The organism is Corynebacterium sp. HMSC058E07 (assembly GCF_001809885.1).
Taxonomy (GTDB): Bacteria; Actinomycetota; Actinomycetes; order Mycobacteriales; family Mycobacteriaceae; genus Corynebacterium; species Corynebacterium macclintockiae.
In genome coordinates, this window is sequence record NZ_KV799281.1 from 210,100 (window position 1) to 226,101 (window position 16,002).

General features: G+C 62.0%; 19 protein-coding genes. 7 read left to right on the forward strand and 12 right to left on the reverse strand.

Annotation, left to right across the window (positions count from 1 at the left end; genetic code table 11):
- Positions 1-7: 7 nt before the first annotated feature.
- The 3 genes from HMPREF2678_RS09035 to HMPREF2678_RS09045 all read right to left on the reverse strand — a co-directional run bounded on the left by HMPREF2678_RS09035 (position 8) and on the right by HMPREF2678_RS09045 (position 2,247).
- A complete protein-coding gene (locus HMPREF2678_RS09035; RefSeq protein WP_051893819.1) occupies positions 8-919 on the reverse strand; it encodes a TIGR02569 family protein in 912 nt (303 codons plus the stop codon).
- A gap of 55 nt (positions 920-974) precedes the next feature.
- Positions 975-1,880: a DUF3152 domain-containing protein gene (locus HMPREF2678_RS09040; protein ID WP_246817929.1), complete on the reverse strand. Its 906-nt coding sequence runs from the start codon at positions 1,878-1,880 to the stop codon at positions 975-977.
- 103 nt (positions 1,881-1,983) lie between these two features.
- Positions 1,984-2,247, reverse strand: a complete 264-nt coding sequence (locus tag HMPREF2678_RS09045) for a DUF3107 domain-containing protein (RefSeq protein WP_230580176.1) — start codon at positions 2,245-2,247, stop codon at positions 1,984-1,986.
- Between the two features lie 66 nt (positions 2,248-2,313).
- On the opposite strand from HMPREF2678_RS09045, the gene HMPREF2678_RS09050 reads away from it, so the two are divergent.
- From HMPREF2678_RS09050 to HMPREF2678_RS10665, 4 genes are all read left to right on the forward strand, one after another.
- Positions 2,314-3,645: a DEAD/DEAH box helicase gene (locus HMPREF2678_RS09050; protein WP_034977676.1), complete on the forward strand. Its 1,332-nt coding sequence runs from the start codon at positions 2,314-2,316 to the stop codon at positions 3,643-3,645.
- Complete coding sequence (locus tag HMPREF2678_RS09055) at positions 3,642-4,940, forward strand: Rv3212 family protein (RefSeq protein WP_070552055.1); 1,299 nt, start codon at positions 3,642-3,644, stop codon at positions 4,938-4,940. The genes HMPREF2678_RS09050 and HMPREF2678_RS09055 overlap by 4 nt, the downstream gene beginning before the upstream one ends.
- Positions 4,941-5,298: 358 nt before the next feature.
- A complete protein-coding gene (locus HMPREF2678_RS09060; protein ID WP_005293852.1) occupies positions 5,299-5,565 on the forward strand; it encodes a WhiB family transcriptional regulator in 267 nt (88 codons plus the stop codon).
- 80 nt (positions 5,566-5,645) lie between these two features.
- Positions 5,646-5,720, forward strand: coding sequence for a 50S ribosomal protein bL37 (locus HMPREF2678_RS10665; protein ID WP_011274008.1), 75 nt, complete (start codon positions 5,646-5,648; stop codon positions 5,718-5,720).
- Positions 5,721-5,813: 93 nt separating this feature from the next.
- Here the strand turns inward: HMPREF2678_RS10665 and HMPREF2678_RS09065 are convergent, their stop codons facing one another.
- The 4 genes from HMPREF2678_RS09065 to HMPREF2678_RS09080 all read right to left on the reverse strand — a co-directional run bounded on the left by HMPREF2678_RS09065 (position 5,814) and on the right by HMPREF2678_RS09080 (position 7,873).
- The gene (locus HMPREF2678_RS09065) at positions 5,814-6,185 is read right to left on the reverse strand and encodes a PH domain-containing protein (RefSeq protein WP_034971274.1); all 372 of its coding nucleotides are present in this window, start codon (positions 6,183-6,185) and stop codon (positions 5,814-5,816) included.
- A 119-nt stretch (positions 6,186-6,304) separates the two neighbouring features.
- Complete coding sequence (rsrA, locus tag HMPREF2678_RS09070) at positions 6,305-6,568, reverse strand: mycothiol system anti-sigma-R factor (RefSeq protein ID WP_034971273.1); 264 nt, start codon at positions 6,566-6,568, stop codon at positions 6,305-6,307.
- Positions 6,569-6,574: 6 nt separating this feature from the next.
- Positions 6,575-7,207 carry a sigma-70 family RNA polymerase sigma factor gene (locus HMPREF2678_RS09075; RefSeq protein ID WP_070552057.1) on the reverse strand — a complete coding sequence of 211 codons (633 nt, stop codon included), beginning with the start codon at positions 7,205-7,207 and terminating at the stop codon, positions 6,575-6,577.
- Between the two features lie 33 nt (positions 7,208-7,240).
- On the reverse strand, positions 7,241-7,873 hold the full coding sequence (locus HMPREF2678_RS09080) for an SOS response-associated peptidase (RefSeq protein ID WP_070552059.1): 633 nt from the start codon (positions 7,871-7,873) through the stop codon (positions 7,241-7,243).
- Between the two features lie 72 nt (positions 7,874-7,945).
- On the opposite strand from HMPREF2678_RS09080, the gene aroA reads away from it, so the two are divergent.
- Positions 7,946-9,235 (forward strand): 3-phosphoshikimate 1-carboxyvinyltransferase, encoded by a 1,290-nt coding sequence (gene aroA, locus HMPREF2678_RS09085; protein ID WP_070552062.1) that lies wholly within the window; start codon positions 7,946-7,948, stop codon positions 9,233-9,235.
- Positions 9,236-10,243, forward strand: a complete 1,008-nt coding sequence (rsgA, locus tag HMPREF2678_RS09090; protein ID WP_043012479.1) for a ribosome small subunit-dependent GTPase A — start codon at positions 9,236-9,238, stop codon at positions 10,241-10,243. It begins immediately after the preceding gene.
- Positions 10,244-10,252: 9 nt separating this feature from the next.
- Here the strand turns inward: rsgA and HMPREF2678_RS09095 are convergent, their stop codons facing one another.
- Together HMPREF2678_RS09095 and HMPREF2678_RS09100 are read right to left on the reverse strand one after the other, a co-directional pair.
- Positions 10,253-10,759, reverse strand: a complete 507-nt coding sequence (locus HMPREF2678_RS09095) for a DUF6912 family protein (protein ID WP_070552064.1) — start codon at positions 10,757-10,759, stop codon at positions 10,253-10,255.
- Positions 10,760-10,762: 3 nt separating this feature from the next.
- On the reverse strand, positions 10,763-11,173 hold the full coding sequence (locus HMPREF2678_RS09100; RefSeq protein WP_034971268.1) for an HAD family hydrolase: 411 nt from the start codon (positions 11,171-11,173) through the stop codon (positions 10,763-10,765).
- A gap of 126 nt (positions 11,174-11,299) precedes the next feature.
- On the opposite strand from HMPREF2678_RS09100, the gene HMPREF2678_RS09105 reads away from it, so the two are divergent.
- Positions 11,300-11,782 carry an Rv3235 family protein gene (locus tag HMPREF2678_RS09105; protein ID WP_070552066.1) on the forward strand — a complete coding sequence of 161 codons (483 nt, stop codon included), beginning with the start codon at positions 11,300-11,302 and terminating at the stop codon, positions 11,780-11,782.
- Positions 11,783-11,785: 3 nt separating this feature from the next.
- Here the strand turns inward: HMPREF2678_RS09105 and secA are convergent, their stop codons facing one another.
- The 3 genes from secA to HMPREF2678_RS09120 form a co-directional block, all read right to left on the reverse strand.
- Complete coding sequence (secA, locus tag HMPREF2678_RS09110; protein WP_034971266.1) at positions 11,786-14,389, reverse strand: preprotein translocase subunit SecA; 2,604 nt, start codon at positions 14,387-14,389, stop codon at positions 11,786-11,788.
- A gap of 125 nt (positions 14,390-14,514) precedes the next feature.
- Positions 14,515-15,201, reverse strand: coding sequence for a ribosome hibernation-promoting factor, HPF/YfiA family (gene hpf, locus HMPREF2678_RS09115; protein WP_034971265.1), 687 nt, complete (start codon positions 15,199-15,201; stop codon positions 14,515-14,517).
- Positions 15,202-15,322: 121 nt separating this feature from the next.
- Positions 15,323-15,928: a ComF family protein gene (locus HMPREF2678_RS09120; protein WP_230580177.1), complete on the reverse strand. Its 606-nt coding sequence runs from the start codon at positions 15,926-15,928 to the stop codon at positions 15,323-15,325.
- Positions 15,929-16,002: the final 74 nt, after the last annotated feature.

A 16,002-nucleotide genomic window follows, 5' to 3' on the forward strand; every position in this document is an offset into this window, starting at 1 on the left:
TAGTTTGTCACGTGCCCCGGACAACCTCTTGCTTAGCCACCCACGCTTCGACAACATCGGCCACTCGACCGAGCCCCTCCCAGGATTCCGGCTGCGAGTTCGGCAGCATCGCATGGAGGAAAAGTCGGTACATCACGGCTCGCAGTGCCAACTGCGGAAAGTCCGGAAGGTGTGCCCACCTATCCAGCAGCGCGTCCGGAGCATTGCCCCAGGCCATCGTGTCCACGATCAGCAAAGCCACTGTCCACGCCGCCGGATGCCATGCCGGGTACAGATCCGTCACGATCGGGTCGGCGGTTCCATCAAAGATGGTGCACCCGGCCATGTCCCCGTGCACCAGCTGGTCGTCTTCCCTGATGGGGCTGCGCATCTCGGCCAGCACAGCGGCCTTGACCAGTGCTGCGGCTACGTCCTCGCGGGGTACGCTCTCTGGCGCCAGCACCGGCGTAACCCATTCGGCTGGATCCTCCGCGAACGCCGCCTGGTCAGCTGCGGCGTATAGGTCGTATTCGTACCACTTCTTGCCCGCCACCGGGGGCGCCAAGAACGTCGGCTTCGGTTCGCCACGCAGGGCCTCGTTCAACCGCAGCGCAGCTGCCACCATCTCATCGAAACGCGGCGACTGGTGGCCAGACATAAACGTCCTCGCACGCCAACCGGACACGCTAAAGCGGCCATCGGAGGAGAAGATCGGGCGCGACATGGACACTCCCGCGGGCCGCACCTTCGACATGATCTTGGCGATCCACGCCGCGCGCGCCGGTTCATCGGCGCGGGAAATCACTGCCCGGTCGCAGCGCCACCCCTGGCTCCACTCCTGCTCCAACAACACCGGACGCGCCGATGGAACCTGGAAACTGGCAAGAATATGCGCAGGTGGCGGGGAGTTGAAGTCACTGTGCGGGTCGTCGTTGATCATCTGCTCGTTTTTCTTGGCTCTGCTTGTGTCACTTAGGTCGCTTGGGTCGCGTGGGTTAGGAGTCTTTCGGACCGTAGGGGAAAACCCACGGGTTGGCCCGGCAGGTTTTCGAATCGTGTCCGAAGGGCTCTTCTGGGTTGATTTTATAGATCTCGGCGTTGTTCAGACTGATTGTCTGCTGCATCATCACCGGCGCCAGCCCACCGTCGCGTGTGCACGGCTTGTGTGCCTTGTGCCCCACGCCGTGGCCGACCTCGTGGTTGATCATGTACTGCCGGTACGCGCCCAGATCCCCTTCAAAGGGGATCGCTCCCCGCACCCAGCGTGCCTCGTTGAGCACCACGCGGCGCTCCCCCGGATAGTTGCAGCTAGTTTCGATCCCGTAGGTATCCCCGCACGTCTTCGCCGTGGTCTCGGTCGAGGTGAGCTGGATTCTCAGATCCGGCTCCTCACCGTTCTTCAGTTTCTTTTCGTCGACGTGTTGAAAGGAAAACCGCGGGTCGCCGCCCCAAGACTTCGGATTGGATAGCGTGGCATCTACCATCGCAGCAAACGCATCGTCCCCGCCATAGGCCGAGGCCTTCAGAGTCGTTTCCACTTCCACCACATAGGTGAACTTTTTCTTGCCCTCGCCGAAAGACTTCCCCGGCTCGCCGACGGTGCGGAACTTTCCGCTGCCTTTCGTGGTGTACTTACCGCCCGGCGGCAGCTCTCCGAGTTTCAGATCGTCGTAACCACCAGCACCGTGTTCACCAGCGCCGTTGCTACCATTCTGCTCCGAACCATCCGCAGGTCCGGGAGCCTCGCGTGTCACCGCTTTAGCGTCGCCCTTCACCCCTTCAACGCTTCCCAGACCGTTGATGAGGCTGTGCATGACCAGCAGCGTCACCACGACGAATATGGCAGTAATCAGCACAACCTGGCGGAAGGTCAGACCACCCCGCGGTTCCCCATTAACCATGCGCGCGTCGTGGGCCTCATGGGCCTCGCAAACCTCCCGCGCCGGCGGAATTGGACGCCGCTCAAAGTTGCTGCTGCCACTCATATATAAGGGCTAAAACCAACTAGCTAACAAAGCCGACGGAGTTCTTGGCCTCCGCACCGACCTCGACGTACGCAACCTGCGCACGTACCAGAACGTAGCGCGCACCCTTAGCGCCCTCGATCGTCAGAGTTTCGCTACCGCCGGAACGCAGGAAGTTCTCTACCTCTGCGACGTACTCGTCCTGAGACTTAGCCTGCTCACCCTTGGTATCGACGGCGATAGCCAGCTCGCGGGCATTGTGTACGAATCCGACCTTGATCTGCATAGGGAATCCTTCCTTCATGTTCGCTTTATACTCACGTGCAGTATTGTGACCATCATAGACGTCGAGCAAGGAAGGCAGGTATCCATGTCCACTGGCCCCCGCCCGACCTTTAGCTCGCTCGGCGTAGCTGCGGAAATCACGGAAGCCCTGGCAGATGCCAACATCACCCACGCCTTCGCCATCCAGGAATACACCCTGCCCATCGCGCTAAAGGGCTCCGACGTTATTGGCCAGGCACGCACGGGGATGGGCAAAACCTTGGGCTTCGGCATTCCGGTTCTGGATCGGGTCTTTGATGACGCCACCGTCACCGCCCCCGACGGTACCCCGCGCGCCTTGATCGTTGTGCCCACCCGGGAATTGTGCTTGCAGGTTACCGACGACCTCACCCTGGCGGCCCGGCACCTGCGCGTGCCGGTGGGGTCCGAGGGGGCGTCCCAAAGAAAGAAGCACAAGACCCGACCGTTGCAGGTACAGGCGGTGTACGGCGGCGTGGGCTTCGAGAAACAAACGGCGGCGCTGGACCGTGGAGTGGATATCGTCGTCGGTACGCCAGGAAGGCTGCTAGACCTGTCGCGCCAGGGGCACCTGCAGCTGGCCACGGTGGAGATCGTCGTGCTGGACGAGGCTGACGAAATGCTGGATCAGGGCTTCCTGGACGATGTGCGCGACATCATGACGCAAACCAACCCCCAGCGGCAGACGATGTTGTTCTCCGCGACGATGCCGGGGCCGATTGCGGCACTGACGAGGACTTTCATGCGGCATCCAGTGTTGATTCAGGCGGACAGCGCGGCGACGGAAGCAACGCACGAGTCGACGAAGCAAGTGGTGTTTCAATCTCATAAGCTCGATCGACTCTCGGCGCTGGCTCGAATTCTGCAATCCCCCGGTCGCGGACGCAGCATCGTCTTTGCACGCACGAAGAGGCAAGCGGCGAACGTGGCCGAGGAGCTCGCCAAGCTGGGGTTCCGCGTGGGGGCTGTGCATGGGGACATGCGGCAGAAAGACCGCGAGGAATCCCTGGATGAGTTCCGCCGTAACGAAGTGGATGTGATGGTCGCGACTGACGTGGCTGCACGAGGAATCGATATCGAAGACGTCACACACGTGATCAACTACCAGGTACCGGACGACGAGCGCACCTATGTCCACCGCATCGGCCGCACCGGGCGCGCCGGAAATACTGGCACAGCAGTGAGCCTGATTGGTTGGGACGAGGTAGCGCGATGGAATGCCATCAGCGACACGCTAGGGCTGGGCCTTCAGGACCCACCACAGTGGTTTTCCTCCAGCGCAGAGTTCCTAGCAGAGTTTGATCTGCCCGCAGATGTGGTCGACAGGGTAGGCTCGGCACGCGGAGTGAAAGGTGCTGCATTGAAGGTAAAGAAATCTAGCCGGGGGCCTCGCCGATGAGCCGACGTTTCCCCTCGCCCGAACGGGCGCGTCGCAGCGACCACATGGCCGCCGCCGCACTGGTAGCCGGCGCTCTTGCCCTCGGTGGCATTACATGGCTAGGTTCCGACGCGCGCAATGTGGATCACCGGGTCGCTAACCAGCCGATCTCGGCCTCTGATAAGACTCTTGCCAAGGCCGGAGAGGACAACAACGACCAGCAAATCCCCCAGCAGCTGCACGAGTTATGGAGCGCGCAGACCGATTCACCCGACCTGGTTGTGGATCAGGGCGGCGTAGTTCTGACTGCCGATAGCAAGACAACGATGGTGCGGGGCGATAACGGCGAGGAAGTTTGGCACTACGACGCTCCAGAAAAGCTCTGCGGTGTGGCAGCGAACTGGGAAAATACGAACCTATTCCTGCACGGACCCAAGGGCTGCGGGCAGGTCGTGGCCCTCGACAGCAGCACAGGTGAGTATCGACACACCCGCGACATGTTGGCTTCTAACACGGTGGCCCTGTTTCAAAGCCGCGACAGCATCGGAATGCTGGCGCCTTCCCGAACCGAGCTGCTGCGCTACGACCTGGTGCGAACAGTCGAGGTCGGCGAGAAGAAGACCTCGGTGAAGCCCAACAAGCAGAAGTATCTGGAATGCACCTTTACTTCCGCGCTGACGCGCAAGGAACTGCTCGCCACGGCGCAGACATGCCCCGACAAGAACACAAAGCTGGTCCGCCTATTGAAGACCAAGCCGGAGGATTCGGACGTTCCGGAGGAGTTTCACGAATACGAGGTACCAGCTGGCAGTGAACTAGTCGGCATCAGCGTGGATCGCGCTGTGATCTACGTGCCCGGGAATGGGATCCGTGCCAAGGATGAAAAAGACAACAAGGGTTCCCGCTTCCAGATCCTGGATAAACAGGGCAAATTCAAGCAGATTCCCGCTGACCCCGCACCCCTATTGGATCCACACAAGCGCCAAAGCGAGCTCTTTAGTGCCCAAACCGCGGACTCCGCGCATGCAATGAGTTGGTTTGACGGGAAGCGCGTGGTGGCTTTTAAGCCGTCAACAATGGAGCCGAAGTTCCAGGTCGAGGGCGCTATTGGACCCGCAGCCCCAATGGGCGGCCGGCTTTTGGTCCCGATGCAAAAGGGAATCGGAGTCGTGGATTGGAGTACCGGCGCGCTGCTGCGCACGATTCCGGTGGATCGCAAGGGATACACCGGACCGGTGACGCTGAAGATGACCGGCGATGTGCTGGTGGAGAAGCGCGGAAAAACTGTGGTCGCGCTCGGGCGCGCGCCCCGTTAATCGCAGTCCTCACTAGCACCAAATTATTTCCTTGTGGCGTTCATCACATTTTGCTGAAAACTCTAGCCAAACCGGCAGAACCGTGCCAGAATCTTCCAAGTAACCGATAAGAGGCCAAGAGGTTAACAGAAAACCAACTCAGCCTAAATCGATGGCGAGAAGTCGCCGCTGCCTTCCCCTGTCGTTGGCACGCACGCCACTTCGCCACAGAAACACTTTTGCCTGAATCTACCTAGAGATTCTCTAGGTGAATTTGTCGAGCCCAACTTCGATCAAAAGTGTCCCCACAACGACGCAAGCAACACTAACGACGCACCTCGGGCTTACATTGTCCGAAAAATAGAAGGGAAACACAATAATGGATTGGCGCCACAAAGCCGTTTGTCGTGAAGAAGACCCCGAACTGTTCTTCCCCGTTGGAAACTCCGGCCCTGCCCTGGCACAGATCGCCAAGGCAAAGTTGGTCTGCAACCGCTGCCCCGTTGCTTCCCAGTGCCTGAACTGGGCCATCGAGTCCGGCCAGGATGCCGGCGTATGGGGCGGCATGGCCGAGGACGAGCGTCGCGCACTGAAGCGCCGCACCAACCGTGGCCGCACCCGCACCCGCAAGCGCATCACCGTCTAAACCCCAACATTTTGTCCAGTTAGGCGCCCCCGCTAAGCTGAACAGGTTGAAACTGTCCCTTTAAACACCAAGGAGCTGCAATGAGCAAGCGTGGCCGCAAGCGCAAGGATCGTCGCAAGAAGAAGGCTAACCACGGCAAGCGCCCGAACAGCTAAGCCGTAACAAAAAGGCCGGCAGGTGCACCGCATAAAGCGGTCACCGCCGGCCTTTTGCTTTGCTCTGGAGCTATAGGACTATTGGGCTATTGCCTACAACGCCCCAAGAACGCTATGTGCGATCAACGCATCAATGCGACGAACGTCGAGACCGCGACCGATCTTCACCTTGATCTTCCCGGCTCGGGTCCATAGCTCAATCTCAGCATTGAAATCGAGGGTTCCCGCGTTCTCTGTGGACCACATATTGATCGACGAATACGGCAGAGAATAAACCTCAACCTTCTTACCTCGTAGCCCCTGTGCGTCACGCATGATCAGGCGCTTCGTAGTGAAGATTGCGCTATCCCTGAAAGTCTTAAAAGCCACGACCGCCTGCTCGCCGGGCACAAGCAGCGCCATGACGTCCTCCGGAATCGGAACTTCTTCGACGAAAGTCCATTCCGCAATCTGTGCAGCTTCCATAGCTCTCTCCGTTCTCTCCTCAGACCGTGACGTCCCAATGTCTATCTACTAATAAATCTAGATTGCATAGGGCTGCAATGGCCGGGAAAGAACAATACTGTGACCTACTTCTCCACGACCTACTCCTCCACGCGGTAACTAATCACCCGCAGCTGCGTACAAATCCTTGCGCGCAGTTCCACCGGCGCGGGCTGGCTGCAGCAGCTCCGCAGGAGGTCTCGCACCTGCTGCTCGATCCCCAGCTGTCGCAGGCACTCCGGGCAAGCGTCGGCGTGAGCGCGCAGACGTTCGCGACTCTCCCAGTTGGCGTCACCATCGGCAACCTCGTACAGGGCATCCAACAGTTCGTCGCAGTCTGTCCTTCGCGAATTGTCTTTGAACATGTGCTCTTATCCCTTCGCTTCCGTGAGTTTCTTCTGCGTCTTTCCTGTCTTCTGCGACTTCACTGTCGCGATCCCGTGCTCTGCCGCCACGTCCTTCAGCTTGCTGCGCAACTGCTTACGCCCGCGGTGCAGCCTAGACATCACGGTGCCGATGGGGGTGTCCATGATCTCGGCAATCTCCTTGTAGGCCAGACCTTCGACGTCCGCGTAGTACACGACCATGCGGTAGTCCTCCCCCAGGCTCATCAGCGCATCCTGGATCCGCTTGTCGGGGATGTTCTTCAGCGCCTCCACCTCGGCGGATTCCAGCCCCACAGAGTCGTGCTTCGCCGTCTCGGCCAGCTGCCAGTCGGTCATATCTTCGGCGCTGGATTCCGTGGGGCGCCGTTGCGCCTTGCGGTAGCTGTTGATGTACGTGTTCGTAAGGATTCGGTACATCCACGCCTTCAGGTTGGTGCCCTCCTTAAAGGAGCCAAACGCCTGGTAGGCCTTCATGTACGCATCCTGTACCAGGTCTTGCGCATCGGCCGGGTTGCGTGTCATCCGCAGTGCCGCCCCGTACAGCTGATCCAGCAGGGGCAGCGCGTCGGCCTCGAATCTTTGCAGCAGCTCATCAGCGCTGTCATTGCTGCGTTTCATTCGTTCACCTCTCACGATTCTTTCAACGCAATTCTATCCCCGATTCATTCCCACCAGCTCCGGGTAGTTGTTCGCCACGGAGCCGACCTTCCTGTCCGCCTTCCTGCTGTGCACTTCTGTCTTTTTATTTGGTGACGCCACCATCTCCGCCCCTTCACCCCTAAGCCACGTGCCTAGTTCGTCGCCCACCAAAATCCGCGGCATGCGGCTGTGGAGCCATTCCAGCTCTGGGAGTGCCGCCACCGTGATGATTGTTCCGTACAGTTGCCCGTCGACGGCTTTGCACAGCCCGGCGGCGTACATGGGCTGGCCGTCCGGCGCCGTGGTAAACCAGGGCTGCTTTTTACCGTCGTCTCCGACGGTCCACTCGTACCAGCCGTCCATAGGGAAGGCACAGGGCAGGGAGCCCGCAAAGAGGGGCTTGGAGAACGCGGTTTCTCCCCGGGCGTTAAACACGTTCTTCGGCAGGTAGCCCCAGTTCGCAGGGCCGATCGCCGCCTCGCCCTTAAACTCCCGCAGGATGGGCACCTGAGTGGTCGGCGCCACGTTGTAGTTGGCGGGCCACTCCCCTTCCCCGGCACGGAGTACGCGCTTGGTCTGGAGCCTGCGGCGCATATCGGCGGACAATTGCTCGAGCGTGCTGAACAGAACGTATCGGCCACACATACCTGCCTATTATGCCCACCCCATACTTCTTTTCCAGCAAAAAAGTGAGACAATATGGGTATGTCTGCAGGTATGTCTGAACAACTCTGGCCCGCCCCCGTCGCCACCGAGCCCGTACAGGCCAACGTGGCCATCCCCGGCTCGAAGTCGATTACGAACCGTGCGCTGATCCTCGCCGCGCTGGCGGATGCGCCCTCCACGATCACCGGTGGCCTCGTCAGCCGCGATACGGAACTGATGATGGCGGCTCTGCGCGCCATGGGTACCCAGATCCTGCTGAAAAACGACCAGATGTATGTCACCCCTGCCGAGAAGCTGCATGGCGGGCAGGTCGACTGCGGGCTGGCCGGCACCGTCATGCGTTTCGTCCCACCGATCGCGGCATTGGCCAACGGCACTGTCTCCTTCGACGGAGACGTAGAGGCTCGACGCCGTCCGATGTCCACCACCCTCGATTCCCTGCGCGCCCTAGGCGCGGAGGTAAGCACCAGCACGGAGTGCAACCCGGAGGGGCTGCCTTTCTTCGTAGAGGGCAAGGGGCAGATCCAGGGTGGCGAGATCACCATCGACGCCTCCCAGTCCTCCCAGTTCGTCAGCGGCCTGCTGCTGGCCGGTGCCCGCTTCGCCGAGGGCGTCACGGTCATCCACGAGGGCAACTCCCTTCCCAGCCAGCCGCACGTCGAAATGACGGTGCAGATGCTGCGCGAGGCCGGCGTTAACGTCGAGACCTCCTTCAACCGCTGGACAGTCCACCCCGGCCCGATCCACGGTCGCCAGTGGAATGTGGAGCCAGACCTGTCGAACGCCACCCCGTTCATGGCCGCGGGCGTCCTCACGGGTGGCACTGTGCGTATCCAGAACTGGCCCGCCACCACCAACCAGCCGGGCGATCAGTTCCGCCAGATCCTGCTGGACATGGGCGCAGAGGCCGAGCTCGACGTACACCGTGGCGAACTCGTAGTCACCGGCTCCGGCCGACTCGAGGGGATCACCTGGGACATGCACGACATCGGCGAGCTCACCCCGACTGTCGCCGCCCTGGCCGCCCTCGCAGAATCCCGCAGCCACCTCTACGGCATCGCGCACCTGCGTGGACACGAGACCGACCGGCTGCAGGCCTTGGCCGACAACATCAACGCCCTGGGAGGCAATGTCGAACAGACCGCCGACGGGCTCATTATCAACCCGGCAGCTCTGGAAGGCGGCCGGTGGGAATCCTATGCCGACCACCGCATGGCCACCGCCGGCGCGATCCTGGGCCTGCGGGTAGAGGGCATCCAGGTTTCCGACGTGGATACCACCGCCAAGACACTCCCCGGCTTCCGCCGCCGCTGGGCACAGCTGTTAGGCCAGGAACGCTAGATGGCGCGGCGACACAGCAGCACCCGCAACTGGGACGAATCCGATGTCCGGGTGCGCCCCGGCAAGGGCTCCCGCCCCCGCACCAAGGATCGCCCCAGCCACAAAAACGCCAAGCGCGGCATGGTTGTCTCCAAGGATCGTGGCCGGTGGGGCGTGGTGTTGGACGAGGACGGAACCCTCGTCACCTGCATGCGCGCCCGTGAGATGGGGCGCACCAACGTCGTCGTCGGCGACCACGTCGGCGTGGTCGGCGACACCTCCGGCAAGAAGGACACCCTGGCACGCATCGTGCGTCTCGAAGACCGCACCTCGGTGCTGCGCCGCACCGCGGACGATACCGATTCTTTTGAACGCATCGTTGTCGCCAACGCGGACTACCTGTTGATCGTCAGCGCGGTCGCCGATCCCCCGCCCCGCACCGGCTTCGTGGAACGCGCCCTTATCGCCGCCTTCGTCGGCGGGCTGACCCCGCTGGTGTGCCTTACCAAGTCCGACTTGGCCGACCCCAGCGCCTTCGCCGCCGAGTTCCGCGACCTAGACGTCGAGGTGCTCACCACCGGCATCGATGACCCCCTCGACGCGCTCTCCGGCTACATCACCGGCAACGTCAGCGCCCTGGTAGGGCATTCGGGAGTGGGCAAGTCCACCCTCTTCAACCGCCTCATCCCCGATGCAGAGCGCGCCACCGGCGAAGTCAGCGGCGTGGGCAAGGGGCGGCACACCTCCACCCAGTCGGTAGCCCTCCAACTCCCACAGGGTGGCTGGATCATCGACACCCCGGGCATCCGCAGCCTCGGATTGGCGCACGTCGACCCGGACAAAGTGGTGGAGGTCTTCGAGGATCTGCGCGAAGTCATCGAGGACTGCCCGCGCGGCTGCACCCACATGGGCCCGCCCGCGGACCCGGAGTGCGCACTGGATACCCTCACCGGCCCCTCCGCCCGGCGCGTCACTGCGATTCGCCGCCTATTGGAAGCCCTGCGCAGCAACAACGAGTGGGAAATGTAGCCCGATAAGCTACATCAGGTCCACCAGGAACGGCAGCTCCTTCGCGTCGTACCAGCTCATAAGGTTGTCTTCGCAGTCCCCCAGCGCGAATTCCGCATCTTCATCCCCCAGGTCAGCTGCGTCAACGCACTCGATCGCCTTCGCCGTGGCGGCCTCCGCGTCGGCGTCATCAACATGGATCGCCAACAACTGCTGCAGCTTAACGACGGCCGGGTCCAGCCGCACCACAGACTCACCGTCCTCCGGCGCCAGCGTCACGGCCGAATCGTCGAATTCGGCGCTGATTACCACACGACGGTGCGGGAAGCGCTCCTCCCCGCCCGCGCTCAGTAACCGCAGCGAGGCGCGCGCGGCATCCAGGAAGGCCGTGTACGCCAGCTCTTCCTCGTCGCCACCGGTGTAGAACTCCCGCACCGCAGGGGTCAGGGCGAATCCCACTGCGGAACGCACCGGGTGCTCGCCCTGCTCCGCGAGGGTGCCAAGCATGTCAAAGGTCGCGGGAATGTACACCAACATGGTTTAGAACTCCCCCTCCAGCTCGAACACGCCGGTGATTTCCACCACCGCGCGATCGAACTGCTGGTAGTAAATGCCGATCAGGCCCGCATCGACGGCCCCGCGGATGTTCAGAATGTTGTCGTCCACCAGCACCAGGTCCTGCTGCGGCAGGTCCAGGCGATCGGCGGTGATGCGGAAGATTTCCTCCGAGGGCTTCTCCGCGCCGACCTCGCCGGACAGGATCACGGCATCCACGTAACCGCCCTCCAGCCATGTGCGAATCGGCGCCGCGCCCGCCCCACCTGGGTCGTTAGACAGAATCGCCGTCGCGATCCCCTCTGCCCGCGCTGCGGACAGCAGCTTCCGCCACCGCCGACGATCTTCCTCGGCTCCGTCCAACACTCCGCAATAATCAACTACTAGTCCACGCATGCCCTACATTCTGCCATCTTTTCGCCCGCCGCCTCCCCACTGGGCGCTGGGTTCGCTATAGTTGGTCGCGTACGGCGCCTTCGGGGGAAAGCGCCACGATCACATCTTCTAGGGGGAACTTCTTTCGTGACCACTTCAACGCCCACCCGCCCGCTAACGGACTTCGTGTTTCTGCGCCCGCCCACCCCGGCCGTGGCGGTAAAGGAACCGTCGGAGGTCGTCGCCGATTCTTTTCTAGACGCCCACACGCCCCCACCCCAACGCATCGCGCAGATGGTCAAGTTGTGGCTGGAGGCACTGGAAGGGCGCCGACCGATCGAAAATCTGCGCCGTGCGCCGTTCAGCGAGCGGGTGTTGGAACAACTGCGAGTTCGCCGAAGTGCGCGTCCGGTGCAGGTGGGGGCGTCAATAATAAGCCTGCACATACAGCCCAGCGCCAGCGACTGCGTACGCTTCTGCGCGTCGGTACAGATGGGCGACAGGGTGCGCGCCTTGGCAGGCACGATGTCGCAGCACACGCAAAAGCGCCGCGCGGGGCTGCATCAGATTCGCAGCTCCGCGCGGCGCGGGGTCAAGATCTGGGTGATCGATAGCCTCAGTCTGATCTAGAGGCTAGCCACCCATGGTGGTCTGCGTAGCGCGGTCGACGGCCACGCCCTCGTTACCGGCAGCCGGGTCATCGACGTGCACCTGGCCGGCGTTCTTCAGCTGGTTGCGCACCAGGAACAGCTGGCGGACGGTCTCTTCCTTGATGCCGTCCTTCATGCGGTTAAACATGTCGCCGCCCTCGCGCTGGTATTCCACCAGAGGATCGCGCTGCGCCATTGCGCGCAGGCCGATACCCTCCTTGAGGTAATCCATCTCGTAGAGGTGCTCGCGCCACTTCTGGTCCACGACGTTCAGCAGGGATGCGCGCTCCATGCCACGCATCTGCTCCTCGCCGGCGAGCTCGGTGACCTTGTCTTCCAGCTCGTCGTACTCGTGGTTAGCGTCCTCCAGCACGGCCTCCAGCAACTGGGAGGAGCTCAGCTCGCCGGGGCGGCCGTAGTCGTCGCCCTCAACCAGAGACTCGTGGGTGAACGTCGGGCCGTACAGGGATTCCAGGGCGTTCCACAGGGTGTCCAGGTCCCAGTCCTCGACGTAGCCCTCGGCGGTGGCGCCGTCGACGTAGGCCTCGATGGTGTCCTTCAGCATGCTGCGGATCTGCGATTCCACGTCCTCGCCCTCGAGGATCTGACGGCGCTCGCTGTAGATCACCTTGCGCTGTTCGTTCATGACCTCGTCGTACTTCAGAACGTTCTTGCGCATTTCGAAGTTGGCGGACTCCACCTGGGACTGTGCGCCCTTGATGGCGTTGGTGACCATCTTCGAGTCGATGGCTTCATCATCCGGGATGTTCAGGCGGGTCATCATCGCCTCCATCGTCTGGCCGACGAAGCGCACCATCAGGTCGTCGCGCATGGACAGGTAGAAACGGGTCTCGCCCGGGTCGCCCTGACGTGCAGAACGGCCGCGCAGCTGGTTGTCGATACGGCGGGACTCGTGGCGCTCCGTGCCCAGCACGTACAGGCCACCGACCTCGCGAACCTTCTCTGCCTCTTCCTTGGATTCCTTGCGGACCTTCTCAATCTCGTCGTCCCAGGCCTCTTCGTAGGCCTCCGGAGTCTCCACCGGATCCAGGCCACGCTCGCGCAGGTTGATGTCGGCGAGGATGTCCGGGTTACCACCCAGCACAATGTCAGTACCACGGCCGGCCATGTTGGTGGCGACGGTGACCGCGCCCAGGCGGCCGGCCTGTGCGACGATCTCGGCTTCCTTCTCGTGGTACTTCGCGTTCAGGACGTTGTGCTTGATGCCGCGGCGCTGCAGCAGCTTCGATAGGTACTCGGAGCGCTCCACGGAGGTCGTACCTACCAGCACTGGCTGGCCGGTCTCCACGCGCTCGGCGATGTCCTCGGCAACAGCCTCGAACTTCGCCTCCTGCGTCTTGTAGATCAGGTCGACGTGATCCTTACGCTTGTTTTCCTTGTTCGTCGGGATCGCAGCGACGTCCAGCTTGTAGGTCGACTTCAGCTCAGCGGCCTCGGTCTCTGCCGTACCAGTCATTCCAGACAGCTTGTCGTACAGGCGGAAGTAGTTCTGCAGCGTGACGGTGGCCAGCGTCTGGTTCTCGTTCTTGATCTCGACGTGTTCCTTCGCCTCGATCGCCTGGTGAATGCCTTCGTTGTAGCGGCGACCGTCCAGGATGCGGCCGGTGAATTCGTCGACGATGACGACCTCGCCGTTGCGGACGATGTAGTCCTTATCGCGGGTGAACAGCTCCTTGGCCTTGATGGAGTTGTTGAGGTAGCTCACCAGCTGCGAGTGCTCAGGTGCGTATAGGTTCTCGATGCCCAGCTGGTCCTCGACGAACTCCACGCCCTCTTCCTTGACGCCCACGGTCTTCTTCCGCTCGTCAATTTCGTAGTGGATGTCGCGGGTCAGCTTCGGAGCGATTGCTGCGAAGGCGGTGAACCACTTGCTGGAACCCTCAACCGGGCCGGAAATGATCAGCGGGGTACGAGCCTCATCGATGAGGATCGAGTCGACCTCATCCACGATGGCGAAGTTGTGGCCACGCTGCACCAGGTCGTTGAGGGAGTGAGCCATGTTGTCGCGCAGGTAGTCGAAGCCGAACTCGTTGTTCGTGCCATAGGTGATGTCCGCGTAGTAGGCTTCGCGGCGCTCGGCGGGGCTCTTGCCGCTCAGGATCACGTCGGTGGACAGGCCGAGGAAGCGGTGCACACGACCCATCCACTCGGCGTCACGCTTAGCCAGGTAGTCGTTGACGGTAACGACGTGCACGCCCTTGCCGGACAGTGCATTGAGGTAGGCGGGGAGCACACAGGTCAGGGTCTTACCCTCACCGGTCTTCATTTCGGAGACGTAGCCGAAGTGCAGGCCGGCACCGCCCATGATCTGCACCTTGTAGTGCTTCTGCCCCAGCACGCGCCAGGAAGCCTCACGCGCAGTGGCGAAAGCTTCGAGCAAAATGTCGTCCAGGCTTTCGCCGTCTTCCTGGACTCGTTTCTTCAGCTCGTCGGTCTTGGCACGCAGCTCGTCATCGCTGAGTTCGGTGTATTCCTCATCGAGGGCCATCACCTGATCGGCGATCTTTGCCAGGCGCTTGACCGCACGGCCTTCGCCCATACGCAGGATTTTCGAAAGTCCTAGCACGATGATGCTGTCCTTTTCTCGGGGTCTTGAACTTATTAGCTTCGGACAATTCTACCCGCACCACCGAGTGCGGAGGCAACCGCACCCGGCAAGACATGCATCTGCGCTAGGACTTCGCCGGAAGTTTAGGCTTCCTTCTGTTCCAGGGTGATCAGACCGTAATCGAATGCGTGGCGACGGTACACCACGGACGGCTGGCCATTCTCCTCGTTAATGAACAGGAAGAAGTCGTGACCGACCAGCTCCATTTCGCTCAGCGCCTGATCAACGCTGATGGGGGCAGCCTTGTGCACCTTCTTGCGCACAACCTGGCCGGGCTTGAACTGATCCTCATAAGGATCAACGTCGTACTGGCCAGCCTGCTCGTTCTGCGGCTCCTCCTGCGGGCGGGCCTCTTCAACCAGGCTGGCTGCGGCCTCTCCCATGGACATCGGAGTGCGGTGCCCGGAGCGGGCAATCTTACGGCGGGCCTTTACCTTGCGCAGGGAGCGCTCCATGCGCCCAACAGCAACCTCCAGGGCTGCGTAGAAGGAATCTTCCTTGGCTTCCGCGCGGGCGATGTGCCCCTTGCCGGTAGCCGTAATCTGCAGGCGATCCTGCTCGTCACCACGGCGCGGGTTCGGCTCGTGCTGCAGCTCTACATGGAAAAAGGTGAGGGTGGGATCCAGGCGCTCGATTTTCGCCAGCTTGCCCTTAACACGCTCGGCGAAGTGCTCCGGCACCTCCACATTGCGGCCGGTGATTTCCACGCCTGCCTCGGGTGCGTTCACTTCCTCGTTGCCGAAGTTGGACGAATTTTTGCCCGTCGACATTGCTCAACCTCCAAAGTCAGTCACCGCCAAGACTGGGCCGGATTACCCCGCCTTTCAACGGTGATCGTTCCAGCTCCCATTCTACCTATCGAACTGTTGGGGCTAGGGCGAATCCCCCTAATTATGCTCCAGCTATCACCAGAGCCAGCTTGGCCCGTACCCCACGCGCCGATAACGCCAGCGCGAACTGCGCAGTTGTCGCCCCGGTGGTGCACACATCGTCCACAATTACGGCCTCTTCCGCCCCACGCAAGCGTGCAATCGCCGCGGTATCAAACAAGATGCTGCCCGCCACGTTCTCGCGCCGCTGGTGGCGGTCCAGCCCTACCGAGTCCACGCTTCGCTCATCCAGCCACGCCACCGGGTGAACCTCAATCCCGGAATACAACTCGGCCGCCGCATGACACATGCGCGTCACAATATCCCCGCCGCGGCGTCGAGCTGCGGACTTGCGCGTCGGGGCAGGCAGCAACACCACTCGCCCCAACCGCGGATCCGGCACCAGGCCCAATCCCGCAACATGCAAAATCCCGGCGGCCAGCACTCGCCCGGCGACGGTGATTGCTGCTGGCCGCAGACGATCCTTCGCACTCAGGATAAGCATCCGGCGCGCCCCGCCATACGTACCCGCGGCAAACACCGGCACGGTGGCCACCCGCGGCTGCCAACGCTGCCACGGCTGCAGCAGCTGCACCCCGCACTCTGCACACAGTTGCCGACCAACCACGCCCCCAGCCGGCTGCGCATTCAACTGTCCGCAGCACACGCAGTCAGCCCGCCAGACCAACCCCGCAAGCGCTT